This is a genomic window from Streptomyces sp. JL2001 (assembly GCF_050917515.1).
Taxonomy (GTDB): domain Bacteria; phylum Actinomycetota; class Actinomycetes; order Streptomycetales; family Streptomycetaceae; genus Streptomyces.
Genome location: NZ_CP169421.1, coordinates 889,363 through 910,025, shown reverse-complemented (window position 1 = coordinate 910,025; position 20,663 = coordinate 889,363). Strand labels below are relative to the sequence as shown.

The window sequence follows — 20,663 nt, the reverse complement described above, 5'->3', positions numbered from 1 at the left end:
CGCTTAGTATGCGACCGACCGCTCAGTACGGACGACGGCTGGTGGAGGAACCCCATGCAGGCATGGCGAGTGCACGACAACGGCGAGCCGGGCGAGGTGATGCAGTGCGACGAAGTGGACCGGCCCACGCCCGGTGAGGGCCAGATCCTGCTCAAGGTCCGCGCCGCGAACATCAACTTCCCCGACGCGCTGCTCTGCCGGGGCCAGTACCAGGTGCGGCCCCCGCTGCCCTTCACCCCCGGCGTGGAGATCTGCGCCGACACCGAGGACGGGCGCCGGGTCATCGCCACCCCCGTCCTGCCCCACGGGGGCCTGGCCGAGTACGCCCTGGCCGACGCCTCGGCCGTGCTGCCCGCCCCCGACGCGCTCGACGACGCCGAGTCGGCGGCCCTGCACATCGGCTACCAGACCGGCTGGTTCGGCCTGCACCGCAGGGCCGGGCTCCAGGAGGGCGAGACCCTGCTGGTGCACGCCGCGGCGGGCGGCGTCGGCAGCGCCGCCGTGCAGCTCGGCAAGGCCGCCGGCGCCACGGTCATCGGCGTGGTCGGCGGACCGGAGAAGGCCGCCGTCGCCCGCGAGCTCGGCTGTGACGTGGTGGTCGACCGCCACGCCGAGGACGTCGTCGCCGCCGTGAAGGAGGCCACCGGCGGCCGCGGCGCCGACGTGATCTACGACCCGGTCGGCGGCGCGGCCTACGCGCAGTCCGCCAAGCTCGTCGCCTTCGAGGGCCGGATCGTGGTCGTCGGGTTCGCCAGCGGCACGATCCCCTCGCCCGCGCTCAACCACGCCCTCGTCAAGAACTACTCGATCGTCGGCCTGCACTGGGGGCTGTACAACCTCAAGGACCCGGCGGCGATCCTGCGCTGCCACGAGACGCTCACCGGCCTCGCCGCCAAGGGCCTCATCAGGCCACTGGTCAGCGAGCGCGTCCCGTTCGCCGCGGCGGCCGACGCCGTGCAGCGCGTCGCCGACGGCACCACCACCGGCCGCCTGGTCGTCCTCCCGGAAGGAGCCGGCCGATGACCGCCGTGCCCGACGCCGCGGAACTGCGCTCCCTGACGCGGGCGCTGCTCGCGGCGCACCCGCCCGCCACCACGCCGCGCACCGACTTCCTGCGGGCCCGCTTCGACGCCGGGCTCGCCTGGGTGCACTACCCGGTCGGGCTCGGCGGACTCGACGCCCCGCGTTCCCTGCAGGCCGTCGTCGACGCCGAACTCCAGTCCGCCGGAGCCCCCGACAACGACCCGCGCCGCATCGGGATCGGCCTCGGCATGGCCGCCCCGACGGTCCTCGCCTACGGCACGGAGGACGTCAAGGAGCGCTTCCTCAAGCCGCTGTGGGTCGGCGAGGAGGTGTGGTGCCAGCTCTTCAGCGAGCCGGGCGCCGGCTCCGACCTGGCAGCCCTCGGCACCCGCGCCGTCCGCGACGGGGACGAGTGGGTCGTCAACGGCCAGAAGGTGTGGACCTCCAGCGCCCACGTCGCCCGCTGGGCCATCCTCATCGCGCGCACCGACCCCGACCTCCCCAAGCACCGGGGCATCACCTACTTCATCTGCGACATGAGCGACCCCGGTGTCGAGGTGCGGCCGCTGCGCCAGATCACCGGCGAGGCCGAGTTCAACGAGGTCTTCCTCACCGACGTCCGCATCCCCGACGCCCATCGCCTCGGCGAGGTCGGCGACGGATGGCGGGTCGCCCAGACCACCCTGATGAACGAGCGCGTCTCCATCGGCGGAGCCCGCATCCCCCGCGAGGGCGGCATGATCGGCCCGGTCGCCGAGACCTGGCGCGCACGTCCCGAACTGCGCACCCACGACCTCCACCGGCGGCTCCTCGACCTCTGGGTCGACTCGGAGGTGGCCCGCCTCACCGGAGAGCGGCTGCGCCAGCAGCTCGTCGCCGGCCAGCCCGGCCCCGAGGGCAGCGCGATGAAGCTCGGCTTCGCCCGGCTCAACCAGGCCATCAGCGGCCTGGAGGTGGAACTCCTCGGCGACGAGGGCCTGCTGTACGACGACTGGACGATGCGCCGCCCCGAACTGGTCGACTTCACCGGCCGCGAGGCCGGATACCGGTACCTGCGCTCCAAGGGCAACTCCATCGAGGGCGGCACGACCGAGGTGCTGCTCAACATCGTCGCCGAGCGGGTGCTCGGACTGCCCTCCGAGCCCCGCAACGACAAGGACGTCGCCTGGAAGGACCTCGCGCGATGACGGATCTGCTCTACTCCGAGACCGAGGACGACCTGCGTGCCGCGGTCCGCTCGCTGCTCGCCGACCGCGCCGGGGCTCAGGTGCTGCTCGGCCGGATCGAGACCGGCGGTCCGTACGTGCCCGGCCTCTGGAAGTCCCTCGCCGGCGAGATCGGCGCGGCCGGACTGCTCGTGCCCGAGAAGCTGGGCGGACAGGGCGCGAGCCACCGCGAGGCGGCCGTCGTCCTGGAGGAGCTGGGCCGGGCGGTCACCCCGGTGCCGTACCTGACCGGCGCGGTGGTGGCCGTCGAGACCCTGCTGGCCCTCGACACCGACAGCGCCCCGGTGGCCGAGCTGCTCGCCGCGCTCGCGAGCGGCCGTACCGTCGCGGTCCTCGCCGTGCCGCTCTCGGCGGGACCCGACACGGAGCCGCCCACGACGGACACGGTGACGGGCGTCGCCGACGCCGACGCCGCCGACGTGCTGCTGGTCCCGAGGGCCGACGGGCTCTACGCGGTCCCCGCGGCCGAGGCCCGTATCGAGCCGCTGACCCCGCTCGACCTCACCCGTCCGCTCTCGGCGGTCGACGCGAGCGGCGCCGCCGGGACCCGGCTCGCCGACGCGGCGACCTCCCGTGCGGCGATCCGGCGCGGCCTGCTCGCCGGGGCGGGTCTGCTCGCCTCCGAGCAACTCGGGCTCGCCGAATGGTGCCTGGAGGAGACCGTCCGGCACACCCGCGAGCGCTACCAGTTCAACCGGCCCGTCGGCTCCTTCCAGGCGCTCAAGCACCGGATGGCGCAGCTCTGGCTCGAGGTGGTCAACGCCCGCGCGGTGGCTCGCGCCGCCGCCGACGCCCTGGCCGTGGGCAGCCCCGACGCCGCGCTGACCGTGGCTGTCGCCCAGGTGTACTGCTCGAAGGCGGCCGTCCACGCCGCCGAGGAGTGCGTGCAGCTGCACGGCGGCATCGGCATGACCTGGGAGCACCCGGCGCACCTGGCCCTCAAGCGGGCCAAGTCCGACCAGATCGCGCTGGGTTCGGCCGGCGCGCACCAGGACGCGATCGCGGCCCTGGTCGGTCTGCCCGCCCCCGCGTAACCGGGGCGGGAGAGCCCGCCGGGGGCGGCGCGCGCCACCGCGCCGCCCCCGGCCGGGAACCCCCCGGCCCGCCCCCGTCAGGGCGGGCCGCCGGGATGGGCGGGTGTCCCGCCGGGCCCGCGGAGGCGCGGCCCCGGCGGGTCCGCGAACCGGCGTGGCGGCGGGCGTGCGCGAACCGCCCCACGGCAATGTCACCCGTTCGGCAGGCATGCCGTTCGGCCGGACGGAGCTCCCGCTGCGCCACACTGGCCGCCGAACGCCGCAATTCCCGTGCGGCGCAAGGAGGGTGTGGCCATGGCCGTTTCCATTTCCGTGGTGCTGCTGTTGCTCGTCCTGGCGGTGATCTTCCTGCGCAACGGCGGACTCAAGCTCTCCCACGCGCTGGTCTGCGCCCTGCTCGGCTTCTTCCTCGCCGGTACGAGCATGGCGCCGACGATCGCGAACGGCGTCGCCGCCACCGCCAACGTCGTGAGCAGCCTCAAGCCCTGAACCGCCGACCGCCCTGGGCAGCGGGCCCCTGCGGCTCCCCGGGTGCCACGCCGTCCCGGGCACCGCGCCGCCGGCGTCGCGGCATTGCGCCGGCATGAAGTGCCCGTGAAACCAGGGGCGGTTCCATGTACATCTCACGCACTCGGACCTAACGTCGGCCGCCGGCGCGACCGACGTACGCATCCGAGGAGCCGCATTGACCACCCCCCGTAGGAGAGCCCGTGCGCTCGCCCTGATCGCCGCGCTCGCCGCGGTGCTCGCGTGGGCGACACCGGCCGCCCTGGCCGACGAGATCCCCCTCGCTCCCGGCCACCGGCTGGTCGACCACTACGACGGTGCCCCCGCCACCGCGCGGCCCGTACCGGGCACACCTCCGGCCCAGCATCCGTACCTCGCTCCCAACGGCCGCAGCGGCATGCACGCCGACGGGGCCGGCAGCGGCACGCATCCCTGGTCCGGGCCGCTCGGCCGGGACCCGAAGGTCACCAGCGAGAAGATCGCCGCCCTCGGCGGCGAATGCGCCACCGTCACCTTCGACTCCGAGGGACGGATCCTCACCGTCTGCGGTACCTTCTCCGGCTTCCTGCTCAAGCTGCTCGACCCGAGGAGCCTGGACACCCTCGCCGAGTACCGGCTGCCGCAGCGCTCCTCGACCGTCGAGGCCGTCACGCGGCTCGACTTCGAGAGGATCTTCAAGGACACCTCCGGCGGCGCCTACTTCTACCTCGACGACCGGGACCGCGTCGTCCTCGCCGACTCCCGGCAGCACGTCCTGCGGATCGCCCACTCCCGAGGTGCCGACGGCCGCTGGGCGTTCACCGTGGAGAACGACTGGGACCTCACCGCCCTGGTGCCGCACGACTGCGTCTCCTGGACCAACCTCTTCCCCAGCGGCGTCTGCGACCCGGTCACGTCCGTGATGCCGGACTGGGACGGCCGCATCTGGTGGGTCACCCGACTCGGCCGGGTCGGCACCGTCGACCCGGGCACCGGCGCGCTGCGCGCGATCCGGCTCGACGGCGAGGAGATCCAGAACTCCTTCTCCGTCGCCCAGGACGGCGTCTCGATCGTCTCCGACCACGCCCTCTACGGCTTCGGGGCCGGGGCCGACGGCACCCCCGAGATCCGGTGGCGCCAGACCTACGACCGCGGCACCGGCACCAAGCCCGGCTCGGTGAACCAGGGGTCGGGCACCACCCCCGACCTCTTCGGCGAGCGCGAGGACTACGTCGCGATCACCGACAACGCGGACGACCGGATGAACGTGCTCGTCTACCGGCGAGGCGCCGACGTCCCCGCCGCCGAGCGCCTCGTCTGCAAGGTCCCGGTCTTCCGCTCCGGCGCCTCCACCACCGACAACTCCCTGATCAGCTGGGGAGACAGCCTGATCGTGGAGAACAACTACGGCTACGAGAACCCGACGACCCTCACCTTCGGCCGCAGCGTCACCGGCGGTGTCGCCCGGATCGACGTCCGCCCCGACGGCAGCGGCTGCGACACCGTCTGGGAGAGCGCGGTCCGATCCCCGTCCACGGTGCCCAAACTGTCGACCGCGAACGGCCTGCTGTACTTCTACGAGAAGGAGCCGAACGCCCTCGGTATCGACGCCTGGTACCTCACCGCCGTCGACTTCCGCACCGGGCAGCGCGCCTTCAGGCGGCTGACGGGGACGGGCGTGGCCTACGACAACAACTGGGCCCCGATCACCATCGGTCCCGACGGCACCGCCTACGTCGGCGTCTTCAACGGCATCGTCGCCGTACGCGACGGCGCCTGACCGACCGGAGGGCGGGCCGGGAACGGGCCGGGCGCCGCCCACGGGGGCGAGCGCCGAACAGCCCGCACGCTCCGCACGAAGGTGCCCGGGGCCGCGCGTCGCGGTCCCGGGCACCCTCGGAGCGGGGCTTCAGTCGAACTCCGGCATCTCGCCCTCGGTCGTCTTCAGGTCGATGACGGCGAAGGCCGCGCCCTGCGGGTCCACGATCGCCGCGAAGCGGCCGAACGGGCTGCTCATCGGCCCGAACACCTTCCGCCCGCCGAGCTTCTCCGCCTTCGCGACGGCCGCGTCGCAGTCGTCGACGGCGAAGTAGACCTGGATGTACGGGGGGATCTCCGCGGGGAAGTCCTCCGGCGTCATCGTCATCCGGCCCAGGACCGGCATCTCGCCTCCGAGGTCGAAGGTCTTGTAGTCGACCTCGTCGTCCTTCATCCGCTTGGTGTTGAAGCCGAAGACCGCGGCGAAGAAGGCGTCGGACCGCTCGGGCTCCCGGGTGAAGACCTCGGCCCAGGAGTAGGAACCGGTCTCGCCCTCCAGCTCGAAGCCCTCGTGCGTGCCCGGCTGCCAGACGCCGAAGGTCACGCCCGTCGGGTCCTGCGCCAGGCACATCGAACCGAAGTCCCCGACCTGCATCGGCTCCATGAGCAGCGTGCCGCCGCTGATCTTGATCCGCTCCGCCGTGGCGGCCGCGTCGGGCGAGGAGAAGTACAGGCACCAGGCCGACTGGGGTGCCTCCTGGCCCGGCATAGGCGGCACGACGGCCGCGACCGCCTTCCCGTCGCGGTAGGCCTGCGTGTAATTGCCGAACTCCGAGGACGCCTCGCCGAAGGTCCACCCCAGGACCTCGCCGTAGAACGTCTTGGCGCCCTCGACGTCCGTGAACATGGCGTCGGTCCAGGCCGGCGTGCCTTCAGGTCGTGTGGCCATGACGGTGATCCTCTTCCGATCGTGATGCACTTCGATGGGGTTCCCGAGGCCACGCTAGCCACGGCGGCCTCACTTCGCGCGGTGACGCAGCGTGGCGGCGATGCGTCACCCGTGGGAGAAGACCCCGATGCCGTTCGGCACCGGGCGCTCGGCGCCCTCCGTCGGGTGATTGCGCACGGTGACCGCGGAGCCGGCGAGATCCCGGGTGACCAGCGTGGACGAGCCGCCGCCGTCCAGACTGAACGCGTCCTCGGCGCCCGCGTCCCGCATCACCTCGGCGACCTCGGCGATCGTCAGACCGGCACGGAAGCCGAGGCCGCCGTCCAGCGCCATCAAGAGGAGCGTGCTTCCGCCGTCGGTCCGACCGGCCGCGGACCGCACGGCGGAGGTGAGCGGGTCCAGACCCGGCAGCGCCGCCCCCGCCCGCAGCACCGGATACCCGCCGACCGCGAAGCGGTACGGGATCCGGGAGTCCTCCGCGACCAGCCGGTGCCGCACCCCGACCCGGTCGCCCACCGCCAGTGCGCGCAACCGGCGCGCACCGGCCTCCCGGCCGACCAGCACCTCGGTGTCCTCGGCGATCGCGCCGCGTCCCGGGACCGCCGACGCGGCGACGACCCGCCCGTCGCGCACCGTCACCTCGTAGGTCTCCGTCCCGCACGGCGCCGCCCGGTCCTCGTCCGTGCCGCAGGTGGCCCGCAGCCGTGACACGGAGCCCCAGTGGGAGGTGAACGCGCCGACCGAGTCCACCGGCAGTGCGTACTGGTTCAGTCCGCCCAGCGGGAAGGAGCCGTCGGGGGTGGTCACGCTGCCGTCGAGGGCGAGCCGGTCCAGCCGGGCGCGCCCGTCCGTGCCGACGCCCAGCACGGCGCGGGTGTCGGTGCCGGCCGGGAGCGCCGGGCCGAAGCGCTGGCCGTCGGGGACGGCCGCCTTGAGCTGCCGTCCGCCGCCGACGGCGGGGCCGACGGAGGCACCGGTCGCCTCGACGCCGGGGTGCTGGGTCTCCGTGATGTCGAAGAAGTCCCCGTTGACGCCGGCCACCGCGGCACGGGCGTCCGCGAGGGACGACAGCGGGGCACGCGCGGCCACGGCGCCGGGCGTCAGCAGGTCCACCGAGACACCCGGTGCGCGCAGGTCGGCGGAGACGAGATGGACCCGGGCGGGTCCGTGGGAGGCGAACACGACGAAGGTCCGGTACGTCACCCCCGGCGCGAGCACCACGGGAGGAGGGGGTGCGGCGGAGCCCCCGGCCGGGGAGACCGCGCCCGCCGGTGCCCCGGCCGATGCCACGCACCAGGCCAGCAGGCCGGCCGCCAGCGCGCGCACGGGTCCGGTCGGCACCTTCACATGTCCCCCTGGGGTCGGGGCAACCCTCGCAAGCACCCGCGGAGTTGCCCAGCCGCCATTCCGGTGAACCGCCGGGCGTCCCGGACACCCCTCAGGGGGCGACCAGCCGGGACCGGACCAGGAAGCGGACCCCCTCCGGGGCTTCCAGGGAGAAGCCGCTGCCCCGGCCCTCCACCACGTCCACGATGAGCCGTGTGTGGCTCCACACCTCGAACTGGGCCTTCGACATCCAGAAGCCGACCGGCTCCGCCACCCCGGCCACCTCCAGCGAGGCCAGGAGCACGTCGGAGTCACCCGTGCGGAACTCACCGGCCGGGTAGCACATCGGCGCGCTGCCGTCGCAGCAGCCGCCCGACTGGTGGAACATCAGCGGCCCGTGCAGCGCCCGCAGCCGCCGCACGAGTTCCGCGGCGGTGGGGGTCAGTTCCACGCGCGGTGCGGTTCGGTCCATGGCGGTCCCTTCCTCGCGGCCGGCTCCGTGACGGTCGGCGTCCGGGTCCAGTCCAGCCCCTCGGGGGTTGCGACCGGGTTGCGAGGGACGACCGGACCGTTGCCGGACGGGGCGTGGGGAGCGGCGGTGAGGAGCGGTTCCTGTCACGACCCTAGGAACTGACGGTCCGTCAGGCTACGCTCCGCGCATGATTCCGACCGTTGTCTGGGGTACCGGGAACGTCGGGCGCGCGGCCGTCCGGGCCGTCGACGCCCACCCGGCGCTGGAACTCGCCGCCGTACTCGTCCACGATCCGGCCAAGACCGGGCGCGACGCGGGCGAGCTCGCCGGCCTCGACCGCGCGCTCGGGGTCGCGGCGACCGACGACGCCGGTGCCGTCCTCGCCACCCGCCCCGGCGCCGTCGTCTACGCCGCCTCCGGCGACATCCGCCCCGACGAGGCCCTCGCCGACGTCGTCGCGGCGGTCCGCGCCGGCGCCGTGGTCGTCACCCCGGCGCTGTATCCGCTCTACGACCAGCTGAACGCCCCGCCGGAGTTCCGCGACCCGGTCCTCACCGCCGTCGCCGAGGGCGGGGGCTCGCTCTTCGTCTCGGGGGTGGACCCGGGCTGGGGCAACGACGTGCTCCCGCTGCTGATGAGCGGCCTCGGCTCGACCGTGGACGCGATCCGCTGCCAGGAGATCTTCGACTACTCCACCTACGACCAGGAGGAGTCGGTCCGGTACCTGGTCGGCATGGGGCAGCCCATGGAGTACGAGCCGCTGATGCTCGCCCCGTCGGTGCCGACCATGGTGTGGGGCGGCCAGATACGCCTGATGGCCCGCGCCCTCGGCGTCGCGCTCGACGACATCCGCGAGACCCTGGAGCGGCGCGCCCTCGACACCACCGTGACCACCCGCACCATGGGTGTGTTCGAGGCCGGGACCCAGGGAGCCGTGCGCTTCGAGGTGCAGGGCGTCGTCGACGGCGAGGCCCTCATCGTCGTCGAGCACGTCACCCGCATCCACCCGTCCTGCGCCCCCGACTGGCCGAGCCCGCCGGACGGCGCAGGCGCGCACCGGGTGATCGTCGAGGGCCGGCCGCGCATCGAGGTCACGGTCGAGGCGACCGACGAGGGCGAGAACCGGTCCGCGGGCGGGAACGCCACCGCGGTCGGCCGGCTGGTGAACGCCATCGACTGGCTGGTGGACGCCAAGCCGGGACTGTACGACGCGCTCGACGTGCCACTGCGCCCGGCGGTGGGGAAGCTCGGAAGGAGACAACCGTGATCATCGACATTCCCGAGGGCCAGGAGCCGATCGGGTACGTGTGGGGCGACATGGTCCCCGGCATCGGGATGGCCGCCGCCAACTTCTCGCTGTCCGTGTACGAACACACGACGCTGGGACTGCGCGAGTTCGAGGCCGCACGGCTGCGGATCGCACAGATCAACGGCTGCGCGTTCTGCCTGGACTGGCGCACGGAACGGGACGGCGAGAAGGTCGAGGACGGTTTCGCGGACGCGGTCACCGAGTGGCGCACGACCGACGCCTTCGACGAGCGGACCAGGCTCGCCGCCGAGTACGCCGAGCGCTACGCCGTGGACCACCACGGCCTCGACGAGGAGTTCTGGGCGCGGATGACCGCGCGGTACAGCCAGGCCGAGATCGTGGAGCTGAGCATGAGCATCGGTTCCTGGCTCGCCTTCGGCCGGCTCAACCACGTCCTCGGTCTCGACTCCGTGTGCGTGCTGCCCGGCCGCTGAGCCCGGCCCCGGGGCCGCTGGGTGATCCCGGCCGCCCCGGCTTCGTACGCGCCCGCACCGACACGAACCGGCGGTCACGGGCCGGTCGTCACGGGCGGACGGTCACAGATCGGTGGCGATGATCTTCTCGATGTTCCGCTCGGCGAGCGCCGTGATGGTGACGAACGGGTTGACGCTCGCGTTGCCGGGGATGAGCGCGCCGTCGATGACGTACAGCCCGGGATGCCCGTGCAGGCGCCCGTAGTTGTCGGTGGCCCTGTCGAGCACCGCGCCGCCGAGCGGGTGGTACGTGAGGTGGTCGCCCCAGATCTTGTACGTGCCGAAGAGGTCCGTGCGGTAGATGGTCCCCTCCTTCGCGTTGATCTTGTCGAAGATGCTCTTGGCCATGTCGATCGAGGGCTGCTTCCAGGCGGTCTGCCAGTTGAGGTCGACCCTCCCCGCGGCGGCGTTCCACGAGAACTCGGCACGGTGCGGGTTCTTGGTGATGGACAGGTAGAACGAGGCGTAGGTCTCGATCCCGGTGGGCAGCGGGGCCACCTCGGCGAACGCGCCGCCCGCGTCCCAGTTGTCGATCCCGGCGGTGGGCATCGACGCCTGGAGCTTGCCGGTGGCGTCCCACATGTGGTTGGCCCGGCCGCACATGACGTTGCCGTTGTCGCCCCAGCCCTTGCCGATCTCGTTGTTGAGGCCGGGCAGGGCGCCGGTGGCCTTGAGCCGGGTGAGCAGCTTGCTGGTGCCGACGCTGCCGGCGGCGAAGAACACCCGGTCGGCCGTGACGGACTTGGTGGCCGTGGTCTCCCCGGAGGTGTTGATCTCGTCGATCAGCACGGCGTAGCCGCCGCCCGCCGCGGGAGCCACCGAAGTGACCTTGTGCAACGGTGAGATCGAGACCCTGCCGGTCGCCTCGGCCTGCGCGAGATAGGTCTTGCGCAGGGTCTTCTTGCCGTGGTTGTTGCCGTAGAGGACCTCGCCCTCCAGCGCCGACCTGGGGACGGCGCCGGCCGCCTCCTGCTTCATGTAGTCCCAGTCGTAGACGTTGGGCACGAAGACGAACGGGAAGCCGGAGCGCTGGGCGTGCTTGCGGCCGACGCGCGCGTACTGGTAGCAGGCCGCGCTCTCCCACCAGGCGGGGTCGACCTGGTTGACGCCGAGCCCGGCGTTCGCCCGCGGGTAGTAGACGTCGTACATCTCGGCGGCGTTCACGGACGGCAGCACGGCGCCGAAGTTCTCGCGCCGGGGCGTGACCGCCATGCCGCCGTTGACGAGGGAGCCGCCGCCGACGCCCCGGCCCTGGTAGACGGTGATGCCGCTGAACTCCTCCGCGTCGAGGATGCCGGTGTAGCGGGGGACGTCCTTGTCGAGCGGGAACCCGAGGAAGTTGCTCAGCGGCTGCTTCGTACGGGTGCGGAGCCAGTACGAGCGGTGGTCGGGCTTGGTCGTGTTGGCGAAGACCTTGCCGTCGGGGCCCGGGGTGTCCCAGGACATGCCCATCTCGACCATGTGCACGTTGACGCCTGCCTGGGCGAGCCGGAGGGCGGCGACGGAGCCGCCGTAACCGGTGCCGATGACGAGGACGGGGAGGCGGGTTCCCGGGGGGAGCGGGGCGGCCGACACCGAGGGGGCCGGCAGCGCGAGCGCGCCCAGAAGAGAACCTGTTCCCATGATGAATTTTCTACGTGAGACCACGTGAAGTTCCTCACTCGTGAGGGGGAATGGGAACGAGTTCTACTGCCGCCGGCATGGGAAGTCACGGCATACCGATTGGTAACTTATGGGTGGATCGGGCACCTTGTGAGCGGTCGGACCTCAAGTTGAAAAGCCGCAAAGCCGACATTAAGGGCGACCGGGGGATCCACCGACCCAGGAGCGTGCCCGCCCATGCCGACCACCGCCCCCGAGACGGCCGACACCAGGACCCCCGGCCCCGTCACCACCACACCCGAGGCCGTCGACCTCGCCGCCGCGCGGCTCCACGACACCGCCGCATGGCAGGAGATCGTGCGCCACTGGACCCCGGCGCCCGCGGCCGCGCTTCCCCCGGCGCCCGGCCTTCCCGCGCCGCCCCCCACCCCCGACCCGCCGGGCACGGGACCGACGGCCGGCGTCGCCCGCCCGCCCGCCGCCGAGGAGTGGCGCGGCCTCCTCTCGGTCCCGGTCGAGCAGCTCGTCGCCACCGCGCTGGAGTCCCTCCCCGCCACCCCGCCGACCGAGCGGCCCCTCCCCGGGCGACTCGGCGCCGTCCTGCCCGACCGGCTGCACGGCTGGCGCCGGATCGGGCAACCCGACCTGCGCCCCTCCGTCCACCTCGCCCACGCCCGCCGCGTCCTCGTGGAATGGGGCTGGCAGAACCGGCCGTACCGGCTTCGCGACGCGCGGGGTGCCCGCTGCCTGTGCGGGGCCCTGCTCACCGCGCACCGGCTCGGCTACGGCAGCGCCGACACCATGAACCGCTCCGCCGCCTGGATCGTCACCGAACTGCGCGCGCAGGGCTGGACCGGCCTCATCGGACCATGGAACCGCGCCCCCGGCCGCACGGCGCAGGAGGCCCTGGCCCTCGTCGACGCGACGATCCGCCGCGCGGCGCACGCGGGCCAGTGACGGCCCTCGCCCTCGGGCGCGGGGCCTCCCCCTCGCGAAGCGCGGCACCGGGCACCGCGAACTCCGGGGCTACGCCGACGGCAGGCCCTGGACCGCCGTCGTCCGCACGGGCGGCGGCGGGGCCATGGCCCAGCGGATCGCCCCCGTCGCCAGCCGGCCTCCCGCCCGGGCGCCCGCACTCACCGGCCCCGGGAAGGCGGGGAGCCCCAGCGGCCCGTACGCCCAGGGTGGCAGCAGCGCCACGGCGCCGGCCGCGAGCAGCGCGTACGGGGCCCGCGCCTGCCAGGGGATCGGGGGACGCAGCAGCAGGAACCGGGCGGTCTCCCGGCACGCGGGTGTCGACCGGAGCTCCGTCCGGTACGCCTCCACGCGCTCCGCCAGCTCCTCGACGCTGCGCGGCGGCCGTTCCACCCCGAGCTCCTCCGCGATCCGCGCCGCGTCCGCCACGTACCCGTCGTAGCCGGCGCGGTCCAGCGGGTGCGCCCCGTAGCGGCGGTGGGCCCGCAGGAAGCAGTCGACCTCCGCGACGTGCACCCAGCCCAGCAGATGCGGGTCCGCCGCGTGGTACGCCCGTCCGTCCGGCGTCCGCCCCCGGACCCGCTCGTGCACGGCCCGCACCCGCTCCACCGCCTGCCGGGCGTCCTCGGCCGTGCCGAAGGTCGTGACCGCGAGGAAGGTACTGGTGCGCTGCAGGCGCCCCCAGGGGTCGCCCCGGAATCCCGAATGCGCCGACACGGCGGCCATGGCGAGCGGGTGCAGCGACTGGACGAGCAGGGCCGCCAGGCCCCCGGCGAACATGGAGGCGTCGCCGTGGACGGTCCGGATCGGGCTGTCGGGGCCGAACCAGCGCGGGCCGGGGGTGCCGTGGATGCGGGCGCGGTTCGCCTCGCCCGACGGGCCCGCCACGCGCAGGAACAGCGTGCTTCCGAGCCGTGCCCGCAGCTCGTCAACGGTCGGAGGGAGCCATCCCATGCGGCCAGTATGCGCCCGGGAGCGGCCGGACGGACGGGTGAGGCCCCCTGCCCGCCGACGGACGTGCGGCACGGGTCGGGCCCGCCGGGCGGAGCCCCGGACAGCGCGGCCGTCCGGGCTCACGGCCCGTCCGCCACCGTGAACAGACCGCCGTCCGGATCGCGCAGGGTCACCCTGCGCCCGCCGCCCGACGCGCTCACCTCGGAGGCGGTGGCGCCACCGAGGCGGCCGACCGCGGCCATGGTGGCCTCGACGTCCGGGACGCGGAACAGCACGTGCCACCGGGGGCGGACCTGGGGATCCGGGGCCGCCTCCACGGCGCCGCCGACGAGGCGCGCGACGATGGTCTCCCGGTGGCTCAGGACCACGCTGTCGTCCTCGTACGCGACCTGGCAGCAACCGGGCTTCTCGCCCGCCCAGTCCAGGACCTCGGCGTAGAAGATCGCCGCGTCGAAGGCGTTCCTGGTGCGCAGCTCCAGCCAGGCCGGCGCGCCGCCGCGTCCCACGCTCCAGTCGGGGATGATCTCGCCCTCCCAGATGCCGAAGACGGCCCCCTCGCGGTCGGAGGCCAGGGCCGCGCGGCCCGTTCCGAAGCGCAGCGGGCCGACGGCCACGGTGGCACTGCGCTCGCGGATCCGGGAGGCGGTCAGATCGGCGTCGTCCACCGCGAAGTACGGGGTCCAGGCGACCGCCACCGCCAGCCGCGGAGCCAGCGCCCCGATGCCGGCGACCGGCGCCCCGTCCCGGAGAGCGACGGAGAACTCCTTGCCGAGCCGCGTCGGCCGGAACGTCCAGCCGAACACGGCACCGTAGAAGGTCTCCGCGGCTCGTAGGTCGCGGGTCATCAGACTGACCCAGCAGGGAGCGCCGAACACCGCATGACTCGAGGTCGACACAACCTTCATCCATCCGTCGTGGACGCGTCACCGCTGTCCATCCCACCGTACCCCCGGCAAGATCGCCAGTGCGGGCCGTCCCACTGTCCTCGGCGAGCGCCCGGCCACCACGGTGTGGGCCGCGCCGTCCCCGACGGCGTCAGCGCCGGTCGTTCATGAGCTGCTGGAAGGAGCTCATGCAGGGGGTGCAGTGGCGGTCGGTCCGGTCGCGCTCTTCGAGAGGTTCCGCGTGGAGCGACTGCCCGCACAGGGCTGTCGCGGTGCCGATGGCGGCGACGTGCCAGACGAAGTCCCCTTCGGGGAGGGCGATGCCGACGTGCATTTCGTACATGATCCGTCTCCATGCTCGGCGGGCCTGTGTCTCTCCAGTGCACCGGAGACCGGCCCGGATGTACGCCCGGGAGCGGCTGATCGGGTGACGGGGCTGTGGTCGCACCGGCTGTGACCTGCACAGATGCCGGATCGTCCGGCCGGAGGGGGAGGAGAGGGCGGTTGCCGGGAGACGAGGACGCCCGCTTCCGGGCGGCTGGGCGGGGCCGGAGCCCGTCCCGGGACGGCGGTGCGGCGGGGCGTCCCGGCGCACCGGGACACGGGTGCGGACGGCCCGTCAGTCACCGGCCCCGGACGCGGTGTTCGCCGTCCGTACCGGCCACCCGGTCCGTCCCGTCCGGATCGGTATCGCAGCGCAGGACGAGGAGCGCGATGTCGTCCAGGCGCTTGGCCGCGGGCCGCAGTTGCTCCAGCACGGAGTCGATGAGGAGTTCCAGGTCGGAGTCGTCCGCCTCGGTGAGCAGCCGGGCGAGCCGCTGGACCGACTCGTCCGGGTCCTCGCCCGGTGTCTCGACGAGCCCGTCGGTGTAGAGCACGATCAACATCCCCGGCACGAGCGGGAATTCGGTGACGGGACGGTCGGCATCGGGGTCGACGCCGAGCGGTGGCCCCGGTGCCACCTCGACCGGCCGGGCGGCTCGGCCGGGGAGCCGCACCAGGGGCGGCGGGTGGCCGGCGTCGGACAGGCGGACGAGGCGCCGGGCGAAGTCCAGCCGGAGGTAGAGGCAGCTCGTGAACAGGTCGGAGTCGAGGTCCGTCAGCAACCGGTCGGTGCGGCTGAGGACCTCGTCGGGGGGGACCCCGACGGTGGCGTGGGCGTGCACCGCCGTGCGGACCTGTCCCATCAGGGCGGCGGCGGCGACGTTGTGGCCCTGGACGTCCCCGATGACGGCGGCGACCACGTCCTCGCCCAGCGGGATGAGGTCGTAGAAGTCGCCCCCGATGTCCATGCCGTGCGTCGCCGGCAGGTAGCGGGCCGCCACGTCCAGGCCGGCGACGGCGGGCAGGGAGTGCGGCAGCAGCGCCTGCTGCAGCCCGTGGGCGATCCCGAGCGTGGCGTCGTACAGCCGGGCACGGTCGAGGGCCTGGGCGATCAGCCCCGCGAGCGAGGTCATGACCGCGCGTTCCTCGGCCGGGAAGCGGTGCGGGTGGTCGTAGGAGAGCACGCAGACGCCGACCGGACGCCCGGAGATGATCAGCGGCAGGAAGGCCCAGGCATGCTTGCCGCTGACCACCCGCGCCTCCCTGTAGTGCGCCGCCATCTCCTGCGGATCGGCGAAGAACAGCGGCACCCCGCGCGCGAGGGCGCGGCCGGCGGGGGTGAAGACGGTGTCGATCGGCAGCCCGTCGAGGCGTTCGACGACCGCGGCGGGATATCCGCGGTGCCCGGTGATCCTCAGCCGTCCCGCGTCGGCCATGGCCAGCACCAGACCCTGGGCGCCGAAGGCGGGCATGATCTGGTCGGCGATCAGATCGACGACGTCCTGGACGCCGACCACCTCGGTCAGCCCGGCGGCCAGGTACATGAGCTGGTAGAGCTGCCCGGCGCGGGCCGGCGCCGCCTCCCGCGGCGGCCACGCGGGTGCGGGGACGGGAGGCGGACGGGATCCGGTCGGCACGATCCGGACGCTGACACCGCCCGGGTCCGGGTAGAGATGGAAGTCCAGCCAGGTGTCCGGGGGCCGGAGCGCCGTGAAGGAGACGGGCTCACGGTTGATCACCGCGGCGCGGTAGCGATCCTCGTAGCTCGGGTCGTCGAGCCAGGGCAGGGACTCCCACGGCAGCGTGCCGAGCAGCTCGCCCGGCTCACGGCCCAGGAGGGTGGCGCCTCCCGAGCTGACGAAGGTGACGCGCCCGGTGAGGTCGAGGGCGCACGAGCCGCCCGGCAGGCGTTCGGCGAAGTCGGCGGCGGCGTCGGGAGTGGCGCCGGCGGCCCCGGCCTCGCGGTCGAACGGGAGTTCTCGCGGCGTCCCGCACGCCGGCAGGGGAGCCCCGGACGCGGCGGCCTCGGCCAGCAGCCGGGCGAGCGCACGGCAGGCGGACGCGATGCGTCCCCGCTCCCGTCCGCTCAGGGCCGGCGGGTGCGTCGGCGGCCAGATCAGCAGCAGCGTCCCCCACGGCCGCCCACCCGTGACCGGTGCGGCGGCGAGCGCGCACGGGTACGGGAGCGCCATGGCGGTGCGCGGGTACGTGCGCGCCATCTCCTCCTGGCTCCCCGCCCACACCAGGCGCTCCTCGCGCACCGCGTCGGCCACCGGTGCGGGAGAAGCCAGCGGGACCCTGGACCAGGGGGCCGCGAACTCGGCGGGGGCACCGCACAGCAGACTCAGGCACAGGACGGGTTCGTCAGGTGACAGCAGGTAGAGGGCGCCGACGGACGCGCCGGCCCGGCGCACCGCCTCCACGAGCGAGGCCCCCACCTCGTGGTCTGCGCCGGCCGGTCCAGTCGTGCGGGTCACGCGCACCTCCCGGGTGGCGGGACGCGGCCCGGGCGCCCCACTGCTCCGGGCCTCACCCCACCACGGACGCTACGCCGTCCGGGTGGGCTCGGCACGCCACCGCGACGGCGGTGACGGACGCGGAGCAGCCGGGACGCGGGCGGGAGGCGGGCGGGGGCGCGCTGCGCAGGCCGACGATGCGCGGGGTGGCTAGGCTGGATCCGGGAATGCGGAGGGCCGGGCCCGGCGGGAGCGACCACATGAGACGACGCCACCACTTCCATATCGATCACGCGGGACACTCGGTCAGCGTCACGTTCCAGACCGGGCACACCGCGGTGGTGGAGGTCCTGGTCGACGGCAAGGAGACCGGGCACGCCACGACGACCGGCGACCGCCCGGTGGTCGTGGCGATCGAGTTGCCGACCGATCCGCCGACGCCCGCGACCGTCCGCGCCCTGCCGGGGCCGGGCATCCCGCGCTGCGTCCTCGAGGTGGCGGGTTCCGAACCCCATGTCATGTCCCCGCGCCTGTACTGACGAGCAGGCGCGGAGACACCACGTCGGACGCGCGACGATCACGCGTCGGCTCGTGAGCACCGTCTCGACGGCGGCCCCTGCGGAAACCGAGGTTCATCACATACGCGCGTGTCGATGACCTGTACGGCGTCTGCCGGCGGCCCCCTGTGCCGCGGACGTTCACCGGGCTCTCCGGCGCCGCTCCGCGGCGAAGGGCCCGCCCTTGACGGATCCGGGGCGCCGTCCTTTTCTGTCTTCACCGTCGACAGCGGCCTCCTCTTCGCCGGCGGGGCCGTCGCGGCGGTGGCCGGCGCCTTCCTCGGCACGTTCGACAGCCCGACCCGAGTCGCGCCCACCTGAGGCGCATCGACCTCAGCCGCGACTTCACCTCAGCCGCGACTTCACCTCGGCCATGTCTTCACCTACGCCAGGTCTTCACCTACGCCACGTCCTCACCTACGCCAGGTCTTCACGGGAACAGCCGGCTCCCCCTCGATGGCGGGAAGTCCGTACGCGCCAAGGGTGACCTGACGGTCCGTCGGTTCCGGCCGGGTGATGCGGCCGGGATACCCGGCACCGTCGCCCGACCACGGCCGAGCTCCCGGCCGAGCCCTTCGCGGCACGAAGCGGGGCATCCCGGTGGAAGCCCCCACCGATCGTCGACACCTCAGGTCAACACTGGGTAACGCCAAGGGGCTTGTCGGACTGAAGGCTTCCTTCCGCACCGCCCGGTCTGGGATCTTGCGTCCACCCCACACATCACAGGACCCGGCCGGTGCCACCAGCACCACCGGGTCATCGGAGGACGCATTGTTTTCCCACATATCGAGCCGGCTGAGACTCTCCGCCATCACGGTCGCCGCCCTCGGCGCGACCATGGCCCTCGCCGTCCCCGCCGCCCACGCGGCGCCCACCACGACCCCGGAGCCCTCGTCCGCCTCGGCGCGGACCGCGGCACCGGCGGCACCGGCGAAGACCGCCGCGGCCTGGGCGGCCGGCACCCGCGCGTACCTGGTGATCACCGCTGCCGGTGACACCTCCGCCGCGCGAACCGCCGTCGTCAACAACGGCGGCACGGTCTTCGCCTCCTACGACGCCATCGGCGTCGTCGTGGCGCACTCGACCTCGGCGACCTTCGCCTCCGCGATGCGCGCCGTGAGCGGCATCCAGCAGGTCGGCGCGACCCGCACCTCCGACGTACCGGCCGACGCCTACAACCCGGCCCTGCCGGCGAACCCGGCGCAGTCGGCCACGACGCTGACCGAGTCCAACCGCTGGGACATGACCCAGATCAAGGCCGACCAGGCCTGGGCCGTCACCACCGGCTCGTCCTCCGTGAAGGTCGGCGTCCTCGACACCGGCGTCGACGACCAGCACCAGGACATCGCGCCCAACTTCAACGCGGCCGACTCCGTCTCCTGCGCCTACGGCAAGGCGGACACCCGCGCCGGCGCTTGGCGCGACGTCGACACCCACGGCACGCATGTCGCCGGCACCATCGCCGCGGCCAAGAACGGCAAGGGCGTCATCGGCGTCGCGCCGGGCGTGAAGATCTCCTCCGTCCGCATCGCCGAGCCGACGAGCACCCTGTTCTTCGCCGAGAACACCGTCTGCGGCTTCATGTGGGCCGGTGACCACGGCTTCAAGGTCACCAACAACAGCTACTACACCGACCCGTGGCAGTTCAACTGCCCGGACAACGTCGACCAGGCCGCCATCATCGAGGGCGTGCGCCGCGCCCAGGCGTACGCCGAGAGCAAGGGTTCGCTGCAGGTCGCCGCGGCGGGCAACTCGAACTACGACCTGGCGAACAAGACGACCGACAACGCGAGCCCGAACGACTCGACACCGGTCAACCGCACCATCACCAACGCCTGCATCGACATCCCCACCGAGCTGCCGGGCGTCGTGACGGTCGCGGCCATGGGCAGCGGCAACGTGAAGGCCTCGTACTCCAACTTCGGCAACGGCGTCATCGACGTCGCGGCCCCCGGCGGCGACGGCGCCTCGGGCGTGTACTCGACGCTGCCCGGCGGCAAGTACGGCACCAAGAGCGGCACTTCGATGGCGTCCCCGCACGTGGCGGGCGTCGCGGCGCTGCTGGCCAGCGTCAACCCGACGCTCACCCCGGCCGACCTCCGGGACCGGCTGAACTCGCAGGCCAACGACACCGCCTGCCCGTCGGACAGCCGCTGCACGGGAACGACGACGAAGAACGGCTTCTTCGGCGACGGCCAGGTCGACGCCCTGAAGGCGGTCGGTGGCAGCACCCCGCCTCCCGGCAAGTACTTCGAGAACCTGACCGACGTCGCGATCGCCGACAACGCCACGGTGGAGAGCGCGATCACGGTCAGCGGAGTGACGGGCAACGCGCCCGCCACCCTGAAGGTGGGTGTGGACATCAAGCACACCTACATCGGTGACCTGAAGGTCGACCTGGTGGCCCCGGACGGCACCGTGTACACGGTGCACAACCGCACCGGCAGTGGCACGGACAACATCGTCCAGACCTTCACCGTCAACGCCTCGTCGGAGGTCGCGAACGGTGTCTGGAAGCTCCGCGTCAACGACAACGCGAACCAGGACACGGGCAAGATCGACGCCTGGAACCTGACCTTCTGACCTGCTGACCCCCTGGCCTCGTGACCACCGGTCACCGGCCCGGGGCACGCACTCACGGTGGGCGGGGCCGCTGGGCCCCGCCCACCGCCGTGCGTCCGGACGCACGGCGGAACGACCGCCCTCCGGGCGCAGCGGCCCGCGCCGTTCGGCATCCGGGGCGGAATCCGAGCGTTCCGGCAGGTCACCCCATGTCCGAAAGGCCGTCGGGAGCGCTCTCGGACGCCGTATGAAAATGGTTGCCACGTGAAGGACGGGTGGAGAGAGGCGCGGCC

Annotated in this window: 18 protein-coding genes; 10 read left to right on the top strand and 8 right to left on the bottom strand. The window is 73.3% G+C overall.

What is annotated here, in order from left to right; translation table 11 throughout:
• Window positions 1-54: 54 nt before the first annotated feature.
• From ACE1OA_RS04015 to ACE1OA_RS03995, 5 genes are all read left to right on the top strand, one after another.
• Window positions 55-1,023, top strand: a complete 969-nt coding sequence (locus ACE1OA_RS04015; protein WP_384875750.1) for an NADPH:quinone oxidoreductase family protein — start codon at window positions 55-57, stop codon at window positions 1,021-1,023.
• Window positions 1,024-1,028: 5 nt separating this feature from the next.
• Entirely contained in the window at window positions 1,029-2,210 is a 1,182-nt protein-coding gene (locus ACE1OA_RS04010; RefSeq protein WP_432754032.1) for an acyl-CoA dehydrogenase family protein, read from the top strand.
• On the top strand, window positions 2,207-3,283 hold the full coding sequence (locus tag ACE1OA_RS04005) for an acyl-CoA dehydrogenase family protein (protein WP_384875753.1): 1,077 nt from the start codon (window positions 2,207-2,209) through the stop codon (window positions 3,281-3,283). Before ACE1OA_RS04010 ends, ACE1OA_RS04005 begins: the two co-directional genes overlap by 4 nt.
• Window positions 3,284-3,577: 294 nt before the next feature.
• Window positions 3,578-3,772 carry a hypothetical protein gene (locus ACE1OA_RS04000; protein WP_147981985.1) on the top strand — a complete coding sequence of 65 codons (195 nt, stop codon included), beginning with the start codon at window positions 3,578-3,580 and terminating at the stop codon, window positions 3,770-3,772.
• 196 nt (window positions 3,773-3,968) lie between these two features.
• The gene (locus ACE1OA_RS03995; protein ID WP_432752276.1) at window positions 3,969-5,549 is read left to right on the top strand and encodes a hypothetical protein; all 1,581 of its coding nucleotides are present in this window, start codon (window positions 3,969-3,971) and stop codon (window positions 5,547-5,549) included.
• A gap of 129 nt (window positions 5,550-5,678) precedes the next feature.
• Here ACE1OA_RS03995 and ACE1OA_RS03990 read toward each other — a convergent pair whose 3' ends face one another.
• The 3 genes from ACE1OA_RS03990 to ACE1OA_RS03980 form a co-directional block, all read right to left on the bottom strand.
• Entirely contained in the window at window positions 5,679-6,476 is a 798-nt protein-coding gene (locus tag ACE1OA_RS03990) for a VOC family protein (RefSeq protein ID WP_356601830.1), read from the bottom strand.
• 105 nt (window positions 6,477-6,581) lie between these two features.
• The gene (locus ACE1OA_RS03985; protein WP_384868173.1) at window positions 6,582-7,817 is read right to left on the bottom strand and encodes a phosphodiester glycosidase family protein; all 1,236 of its coding nucleotides are present in this window, start codon (window positions 7,815-7,817) and stop codon (window positions 6,582-6,584) included.
• A gap of 97 nt (window positions 7,818-7,914) precedes the next feature.
• The gene (locus ACE1OA_RS03980) at window positions 7,915-8,274 is read right to left on the bottom strand and encodes a DUF779 domain-containing protein (RefSeq protein WP_356601832.1); all 360 of its coding nucleotides are present in this window, start codon (window positions 8,272-8,274) and stop codon (window positions 7,915-7,917) included.
• A gap of 187 nt (window positions 8,275-8,461) precedes the next feature.
• Between ACE1OA_RS03980 and ACE1OA_RS03975 the strand changes: the two genes are divergently transcribed.
• On the top strand, window positions 8,462-9,541 hold the full coding sequence (locus ACE1OA_RS03975; protein ID WP_356601834.1) for an NAD(P)H-dependent amine dehydrogenase family protein: 1,080 nt from the start codon (window positions 8,462-8,464) through the stop codon (window positions 9,539-9,541).
• Window positions 9,538-10,017, top strand: coding sequence for a carboxymuconolactone decarboxylase family protein (locus tag ACE1OA_RS03970; RefSeq protein ID WP_356601836.1), 480 nt, complete (start codon window positions 9,538-9,540; stop codon window positions 10,015-10,017). Before ACE1OA_RS03975 ends, ACE1OA_RS03970 begins: the two co-directional genes overlap by 4 nt.
• Before the next feature lie 102 nt (window positions 10,018-10,119).
• On the opposite strand, the gene ACE1OA_RS03965 is transcribed toward ACE1OA_RS03970, so the two are convergent.
• A complete protein-coding gene (locus ACE1OA_RS03965) occupies window positions 10,120-11,679 on the bottom strand; it encodes a GMC oxidoreductase (RefSeq protein WP_384868170.1) in 1,560 nt (519 codons plus the stop codon).
• Window positions 11,680-11,895: 216 nt separating this feature from the next.
• On the opposite strand from ACE1OA_RS03965, the gene ACE1OA_RS03960 reads away from it, so the two are divergent.
• Window positions 11,896-12,615 carry a DUF6197 family protein gene (locus ACE1OA_RS03960; RefSeq protein WP_432752275.1) on the top strand — a complete coding sequence of 240 codons (720 nt, stop codon included), beginning with the start codon at window positions 11,896-11,898 and terminating at the stop codon, window positions 12,613-12,615.
• A 69-nt stretch (window positions 12,616-12,684) separates the two neighbouring features.
• Here ACE1OA_RS03960 and ACE1OA_RS03955 read toward each other — a convergent pair whose 3' ends face one another.
• The 4 genes from ACE1OA_RS03955 to ACE1OA_RS03940 all read right to left on the bottom strand — a co-directional run bounded on the left by ACE1OA_RS03955 (window position 12,685) and on the right by ACE1OA_RS03940 (window position 17,272).
• Window positions 12,685-13,587 (bottom strand): oxygenase MpaB family protein, encoded by a 903-nt coding sequence (locus ACE1OA_RS03955; protein WP_432752274.1) that lies wholly within the window; start codon window positions 13,585-13,587, stop codon window positions 12,685-12,687.
• Between the two features lie 119 nt (window positions 13,588-13,706).
• A complete protein-coding gene (locus tag ACE1OA_RS03950; protein ID WP_356601844.1) occupies window positions 13,707-14,432 on the bottom strand; it encodes a VOC family protein in 726 nt (241 codons plus the stop codon).
• Window positions 14,433-14,622: 190 nt separating this feature from the next.
• Window positions 14,623-14,814: a hypothetical protein gene (locus tag ACE1OA_RS03945; protein WP_356601846.1), complete on the bottom strand. Its 192-nt coding sequence runs from the start codon at window positions 14,812-14,814 to the stop codon at window positions 14,623-14,625.
• A 280-nt stretch (window positions 14,815-15,094) separates the two neighbouring features.
• On the bottom strand, window positions 15,095-17,272 hold the full coding sequence (locus tag ACE1OA_RS03940; RefSeq protein ID WP_432752273.1) for a SpoIIE family protein phosphatase: 2,178 nt from the start codon (window positions 17,270-17,272) through the stop codon (window positions 15,095-15,097).
• Between the two features lie 239 nt (window positions 17,273-17,511).
• Here ACE1OA_RS03940 and ACE1OA_RS03935 point away from each other — a divergent pair, with 239 nt between their 5' ends.
• Together ACE1OA_RS03935 and ACE1OA_RS03930 are read left to right on the top strand one after the other, a co-directional pair.
• Window positions 17,512-17,790 carry a hypothetical protein gene (locus tag ACE1OA_RS03935; RefSeq protein WP_356601850.1) on the top strand — a complete coding sequence of 93 codons (279 nt, stop codon included), beginning with the start codon at window positions 17,512-17,514 and terminating at the stop codon, window positions 17,788-17,790.
• Window positions 17,791-18,579: 789 nt separating this feature from the next.
• Window positions 18,580-20,391, top strand: a complete 1,812-nt coding sequence (locus ACE1OA_RS03930; RefSeq protein WP_432752272.1) for a S8 family peptidase — start codon at window positions 18,580-18,582, stop codon at window positions 20,389-20,391.
• The last annotated feature ends 272 nt before the right edge of the window (window positions 20,392-20,663 follow it).

Coding starts and splice junctions, on each gene's coding strand:
- ACE1OA_RS04015 (WP_384875750.1), top strand. CDS start 55: ATGCAGGCATGGCGAGTGCACGACAACGGCGAGCCGGGCGAGGTGATG.
- ACE1OA_RS04005 (WP_384875753.1), top strand. CDS start 2,207: ATGACGGATCTGCTCTACTCCGAGACCGAGGACGACCTGCGTGCCGCG.
- ACE1OA_RS04000 (WP_147981985.1), top strand. CDS start 3,578: ATGGCCGTTTCCATTTCCGTGGTGCTGCTGTTGCTCGTCCTGGCGGTG.
- ACE1OA_RS03990 (WP_356601830.1), bottom strand. CDS start 6,476: ATGGCCACACGACCTGAAGGCACGCCGGCCTGGACCGACGCCATGTTC.
- ACE1OA_RS03980 (WP_356601832.1), bottom strand. CDS start 8,274: ATGGACCGAACCGCACCGCGCGTGGAACTGACCCCCACCGCCGCGGAA.
- ACE1OA_RS03975 (WP_356601834.1), top strand. CDS start 8,462: ATGATTCCGACCGTTGTCTGGGGTACCGGGAACGTCGGGCGCGCGGCC.
- ACE1OA_RS03965 (WP_384868170.1), bottom strand. CDS start 11,679: ATGGGAACAGGTTCTCTTCTGGGCGCGCTCGCGCTGCCGGCCCCCTCG.
- ACE1OA_RS03960 (WP_432752275.1), top strand. CDS start 11,896: ATGCCGACCACCGCCCCCGAGACGGCCGACACCAGGACCCCCGGCCCC.
- ACE1OA_RS03955 (WP_432752274.1), bottom strand. CDS start 13,587: ATGGGATGGCTCCCTCCGACCGTTGACGAGCTGCGGGCACGGCTCGGA.
- ACE1OA_RS03950 (WP_356601844.1), bottom strand. CDS start 14,432: ATGACCCGCGACCTACGAGCCGCGGAGACCTTCTACGGTGCCGTGTTC.
- ACE1OA_RS03945 (WP_356601846.1), bottom strand. CDS start 14,814: ATGTACGAAATGCACGTCGGCATCGCCCTCCCCGAAGGGGACTTCGTC.
- ACE1OA_RS03935 (WP_356601850.1), top strand. CDS start 17,512: ATGAGACGACGCCACCACTTCCATATCGATCACGCGGGACACTCGGTC.